The sequence below is a fragment of the Moorena bouillonii PNG genome (assembly GCF_001942495.1).
GTDB lineage: Bacteria > Cyanobacteriota > Cyanobacteriia > Cyanobacteriales > Coleofasciculaceae > Moorena > Moorena bouillonii.
Map to the genome: position 1 here is coordinate 1 of NZ_MKZS01000005.1, position 5054 is coordinate 5054.

5 protein-coding genes are annotated in these 5054 nt (G+C 42.0%); 3 read left to right on the plus strand and 2 right to left on the minus strand.

Annotated features, from left to right (window positions below):
- Positions 1-330: 330 nt before the first annotated feature.
- On the minus strand, positions 331-2175 hold the full coding sequence (gene ltrA, locus BJP37_RS33940) for a group II intron reverse transcriptase/maturase (protein ID WP_075906792.1): 1845 nt from the start codon (positions 2173-2175) through the stop codon (positions 331-333).
- A gap of 644 nt (positions 2176-2819) precedes the next feature.
- Here ltrA and BJP37_RS33945 point away from each other — a divergent pair.
- Entirely contained in the window at positions 2820-3011 is a 192-nt protein-coding gene (locus BJP37_RS33945; protein WP_075906798.1) for an SPOR domain-containing protein, read from the plus strand.
- Between the two features lie 258 nt (positions 3012-3269).
- On the opposite strand, the gene BJP37_RS40585 is transcribed toward BJP37_RS33945, so the two are convergent.
- The gene (locus BJP37_RS40585) at positions 3270-3434 is read right to left on the minus strand and encodes a hypothetical protein (protein WP_158069895.1); all 165 of its coding nucleotides are present in this window, start codon (positions 3432-3434) and stop codon (positions 3270-3272) included.
- Between the two features lie 11 nt (positions 3435-3445).
- On the opposite strand from BJP37_RS40585, the gene BJP37_RS33950 reads away from it, so the two are divergent.
- Both BJP37_RS33950 and BJP37_RS33955 read left to right on the plus strand, forming a co-directional pair.
- Positions 3446-4045: a Uma2 family endonuclease gene (locus BJP37_RS33950; protein ID WP_075906794.1), complete on the plus strand. Its 600-nt coding sequence runs from the start codon at positions 3446-3448 to the stop codon at positions 4043-4045.
- A 174-nt stretch (positions 4046-4219) separates the two neighbouring features.
- The gene (locus tag BJP37_RS33955; RefSeq protein ID WP_075906796.1) at positions 4220-4975 is read left to right on the plus strand and encodes an MBL fold metallo-hydrolase; all 756 of its coding nucleotides are present in this window, start codon (positions 4220-4222) and stop codon (positions 4973-4975) included.
- The last annotated feature ends 79 nt before the right edge of the window (positions 4976-5054 follow it).

A 5054-nucleotide genomic window follows, 5' to 3' on the forward strand; every position in this document is an offset into this window, starting at 1 on the left:
CCCATCTCCCCATCTCCCCATCTCCCCATCTCCCCATCTCCCCATCTCCCCATCTCCCCACACCCCATACCCCACACCCTACTCCCTAAAGAATTTGTTACAAAAATTTTAAAAATATGTTATAATATAACGTTTTTTATGTTATACTATAAAAGTGGATGAAAAACGTCCATGGGAAGAGCCAGCCTACTGACAGTCCAAAATCTCTAGGCTGGCTCTAGATCGCCCCATAAAAGGATTGGGTAAGTCGGCGGGATTACTCCCGCTTCGTCCCCAACGCACCGTGCGAACAAGTCTCCAAGTACACGGCGCGACCAATTCCTTTTGAACTCATTTATCACTACCACCTCTTTTCTTTGATTTATGGGTTTGTACCTTTTGGTTTTTGTTCCGTTTCAAAGAGGGTTTCTTTATCCCGGCTCTCAGCATTTCCTGTATGTCGGGATTGGAGGCACCCAAGGCGTGTATGGAGTGGTGGCAATCGGCATGTAAATATATTAGATTATCATACCGGTCGTTCCCACCTAAGTGTTTTGGTATGATGTGATGTATGTGTAAATCATCACTTATACCTAAGGATTGATTGCAAACAGGACATATATAGTTCTGTCTGTTTGCTATTTTATCCTTCCCCGCAGAAAGTCTTCCTTTTGCCGTTTTTTCTCTTTGTTTAGCTTTGCGCTCTTCCCAGTATTCTTTTAAGTCAGGGTCATCTGGGCTGTTTGTATGTTGCAGGAGAGTATGGCGTTTTATAGGAATCCAGGCGAGTTTTTGAAGATATACTTCTTTTAAGGATTTGTCTCCGAATACCCATATGTCATCCCTGCCGGGACATAGCTTTCCAAAGTATTTTTTGGATATCCAGTTCCAGCTTTTTTTGGGATGTTTCCGTTTCCCCCATCTTTTTAATTTCCAGAATATGTATGAATCCAAGGAATTAACTGTTTTTTGGGCTACCACTCCATCATGATAATTTCCCCATCCTTTTATTTGAGGATTAAGTTTATTAATTATCAGTTCTTGTGATAAGCTTTTGAATCTTTTAAATTCCTTTTTCAAGTTCTCTTTGAACTTTTTGATATTTTTTTTGGAAGGTTTTATGAGGGTTACCAATCCGGTTTTTCTGGCGGTTGTTTTATATTTCCTAAAATTCCATCCGAGGAAGTCAAATCCTTGTGTTAGATGTTGTATTTGGGTTTTTTCGTCTGAGAGTTTCAAGCCTTTTTTGATTAACCATTTTTGAATGATTATCTTAGCGTTCGCTGCATCTTCTTCGCTTTCAGTTAAGATGACGAAGTCATCGGCAAAGCGGATGAATGCTCTTTTCGATATGTTGTCCCAATATCCTCCGGATTTTTTTCTAGTATCTTTTCGCCATATATATTTAATTCCCAACTCCTTTTCCATGCCGTGTAGAGCGATATTTGCCAGTAAAGGGCTGATTATTCCCCCTTGTGGAGTCCCTGAATCTGATTCAAAAAATACATTGTTGTCAATGTATCCTGCTTTAAGCCATTGGGCTATTAAAGTTTTGGCTGGAAATTTCCCTAATGTGTCTAAAAGTGGTTTATGTGCAATATTATCGAAACATCCGGAGATGTCGGCGTCTAATACCCACCACTTTCTATTGTTTTCGCCCTTAATGTTGTTGAATATCCTTTGTCTTGCGTCATGGGTGCTTCTGCCTGGCCTGAAGCCATATGAGGATGGTTCAAAGGTGGCTTCCCATTGAGGCTCTAATGCATTCTTGACGATACCTTGAATACATCTATCAATCATGCAAGGTATTCCCAGGGGGCGTTTCTTACCATTAGGTTTGGGAATATATACTCGTTTTGCCGGGATTGGTTTCCAAGCCTTGTAATCTTTTAGAGCATCGACCAACTCTCCCCTGGCTTCTGGATTTAATTTTGCTATTTTGTCAATGCCAGGGGTGTTTTTCCCTTTGTTAATTTGGGAGGCTTGTCTCACGGCTATGAGTATGTTTGAGTAGCTGCGTAGCATCAGGCGTTGCAGCTTGTTCACTTTTTTCCAATCGCCTTCACGAGTCGCGCGGAATATTCTACGTCTCAATTTCCTGACTTCCCTGTAGGCTTTCTTCCAATTAATGGAGTGCCAGTGGGTAGTTTGTTCAGTTACGATACCGTTCTTTGGGTTCGGTTCTATCTTTTCCATTACAATTAAGGATGAAAATGTATTATATTCCTCCCTCGGAATCAGTTCTGAAATTCAGCACTCTGCACGAGTTGAGGGATTTCCTCTATCCAACCGGTTATACGCTTTAGCGCTTTCCCGTTAGTTTTCACTGTGTTGGCTTTAGCTTGGTTCAGACTTTTACCGGATTGAGAGTTATACCCTTTCTTACGATTCGGCTACCCTATCTATCGACCTAAGGTAGGGACTCAATCTCGGCTTACCCGGTTACACACAAGGAAGATGCGAACTATAGGTTGTCGTCTCTACGCCGAGTCCGTGGAGTTCTCAGTTATCCAATATCTACTGGATTAACTCTTGGAGCTATTACTCCCATTACCGCTTTAGTAGGAGTATCAATTATTACGACGCTTCAATCAACGATTCCTTTCGTCAACCTATTGGTTCTTTCCTTAACGACCCATTGGCTTGCGGTATAAGTTACTGGTTACGCATTACCCTCTAGCTGTGAGATAAAACGATTCGGGATTATTCTAGCTAATGCCGGAATATCCATCTCGTAGTACCCCTTCGGGTAGGAACGAAGCTTGAACCCTAGCTTATAGGGAGGTTACGGAACCTCCACTTCCTTGAGCGCCTTCTTCGGTCGCCCAGACAACCCAATTATGACTTACTATCACCGCCTACACCCGTGGGCCATCGTTCGCCTGTTACCAAAGATGCAGCGAGTTGTTGTTGGTCGCTTTCGCAATCGTTCTGATGCGGAAGGGCATTTAAAGGCTCTGAAACGATTAATGCCGGATGCTCAATTCATCATTGTTTTTGATCTAGGCGATCTTCCTAGGGAAGAAATGTAGAATGTAGAATTAAGAATGTAGAATTAAGAATGTAGAATTAAGAATTAAGAATTAAGAATGGAGAATTGAGAATTAAGAATTGAGAATTGAGAATTGAGAATTAAGAATTGATAATTAAGAGGTTGTCTGAGAAGTCTCATTTGCTACATATAAGCCCCCTAAATCCCCCAAGTTTGGGGGACTTATACCAGCCAATTGATTCTTGTTCCCCCCAGAATTGGGGGGCTAGGGGGGCAAAATTCAGTATCAAAAAACTTTTCAGATATCCTCTAAGACGGCAGAATTTACAATTCTCAATTCTTCATTCTTCCTTCTTCCTTCTTCCTTCTCAATTCTTCCTTCTTCCTTCTCAATTCTTCCTTCTTCCTTCTCAATTCTTCCTTCTTCCTTCTCAATTCTTCCTTCTAAATGAGAAATTATCAAAGGAAAGCACTATGCTATTAAAAGATAAAAAACGCTACTACACAGCAGACGAGTATTTAGAACTAGAAGAAGCTGCTGATTATAAAAGTGAATATCGGGATGGAGAAATTTTACCGATGGCTGGAGGCACTACAAATCATAATAAAATTGCTCTGAATTTTGCAGCTCACTTGAAGTTTGCCTTAAAAGGACAAGCATACGATATCTATATCGGTGATGTACGATTGTGGATACCTGATTATAGCCAGTATACCTATCCTGATACTATGGTAATTCAGGGGAAACCCATCTATACCGGCAAAGGTAAGACGACTGTCATGAATCCCTTGCTAATTGTTGAAGTATTATCCAAATCTACTAGAAACTATGACCAAGGAGAGAAGTTTCTCTACTATCGCTCAATTCCCCAATTTAAGGAATATATATTGATAGATCAGGCCAGATATCATGTGATTCAACATACCAAAACCAGTGAAGGACAATGGTTACTTACTGAGCAAACTTCAGAAGCAGCAATTCTGGAATTAAGTACTATCGACTTTAAACTTAACTTTAGTGATATTTACGAAGGGGTTAATTTTGAAGAGGATGATGAAACTTGTCAAGTTTAAGGTTAAAAAGTTGAAAGTTGAAAGTTGAAGGTTTAAGGGTTTAACTTTTTCTGTTCCCTATTCCCTGTTCCCTGTTCCCTGTTCCCGATTCCCGATTCCCGATTCCCGATTCCCGATTCCCTAAAAAGCGTTATCGTAGTTTTGGTTAAGGCAAAAGAAGCTTCTCTGACTGGTATGTATCTCACCCATTTCGGCGCAAACAGCTGGCTACTGGAACTCCCAGAGCAACGAATTCTGATTGACCCCTGGTTAGTAGGTTCATTGGTCTTTGGCAACCAACCTTGGTTCTTTAAAGGGGACAAACCGGAAGCACTTAACAGCATTCCCGATAAAATTGACCTAATTTTGCTCTCCCAAGGCTTAGAGGACCACGCCCATACGCCAACCTTGGAAAAATTAGACAAAACTATTCCAGTGGTTGCCTCTACTAGTGCAACAAAGGTAGTCAAACAGCTAGGTTATACCCAGGTAACCACCCTTACTGCTGGTGAAAGTGTTCCGTTAGGAGATCACATAGAAATCCGAGCCTTGCCAGGAGCACCCATTGGTCCATTCCAGCAGGAAAATGCCTATCTGATCAAGCAGTTGGATAGTGGTAAAAGTCTTTACTACGAACCTCATGGCTATCCCCCTGCTGAAGTCAAGGATTATGCCCCAGTTGATATCGTGATTAGCCCAGCCGTGACCTTAGAATTACCGTTACTAGGGCCAGTCATTCAAGGCCATAAAACAGCACTGCAGTTGGCGCAATGGTTACAACCCCAAGTCTTTCTGCCCACAGCAGCCGATGAAATTGTAGAGTATCAAGGGGTTTTGGCTTCTGTGCTGCGGGAAGTGGGGAGTCTCGAAGAATTGCGATCGCAACTCCTCCAGCAGAACCTGCCTACCAAAGTCATCACTCCCAAAGTAGGGGTTTCGTTGGAGTTATAGGAAGGGAATCGGGAATCGGGAGTGGGGAATCGGGAATCGGGAATCGGGAATCGGGAATCGGGAATCGGGAATCGGGAAT